General features: G+C 69.1%; 2 protein-coding genes. Both read left to right on the top strand.

Annotation, left to right across the window (positions count from 1 at the left end):
- Positions 1-296 (top strand): response regulator transcription factor (locus AC5RWU_RS24475; RefSeq protein WP_493986763.1); only part of this gene is annotated, 296 nt, incomplete at its 5' end.
- A 59-nt stretch (positions 297-355) separates the two neighbouring features.
- On the top strand, positions 356-571 hold the full coding sequence (locus tag AC5RWU_RS24470; protein ID WP_493986762.1) for a hypothetical protein: 216 nt from the start codon (positions 356-358) through the stop codon (positions 569-571).
- Positions 572-660: the final 89 nt, after the last annotated feature.

Raw genomic sequence — 660 nt, 5'->3', positions numbered from 1 at the left:
TGCGCCAGGCCACACCCGGGAACATGATCACCGATCCGGCGCTGCTGGCGCACCTGACCGCCCGCCGGGCCCAGCCCGCCGGACCCCCGGTACCGGATTTGACGCACCGGGAGATGGACGTGCTGCGCCTGATGGCCGCCGGCTCCGATGTGCGCACCAACGCCCGCACGCTGGGCATCTCCACCCAAACCTGCCGCGGCTACACCAAGTCCGTCCTGGCCAAACTCGGCGCCCACTCCCAGCTCGAAGCGGTCGTCACCGCCAGGCAACGGGGCCTGCTGGACCCGCAGCAGTGAGATCAGAACCCGGCCCACCCGGGCCCGACACCACAACAACGGGATCTGAAAGGATCACCATGGCCAGCATGTTCAGCATTAACCCGCCGCTGCGGGACCTGTCCGAACTGCATCCGGGCGATCGGATCGAAGCCCGGCGCAACGGCTTCATCCATTACTTCGGGCAGGTCGACCACACCGTCCCCGACCACGGGATGGTGTGGATCATCGAGGGGGTGGGCGGCCGCCCCAAGCTGCTGCATCACAGCGACTACGATCTGCACCGCACCCGCTGACCGGCCGGGCGGGTACTGCCCATGCGGCCGCCCGCCTAGGCAGGGCCGCAGTCCGGAGACCGGTTCAGTGGCCCTGATATCCGGCGGCG

This window comes from Arthrobacter sp. B0427-1-12 (assembly GCF_059092905.1).
Note: the sequence above shows the minus strand (reverse complement) of the source record. Positions and strands in the feature narration are given on the sequence as shown.

Coding starts and splice junctions, on each gene's coding strand:
- AC5RWU_RS24470 (WP_493986762.1), top strand. CDS start 356: ATGGCCAGCATGTTCAGCATTAACCCGCCGCTGCGGGACCTGTCCGAA.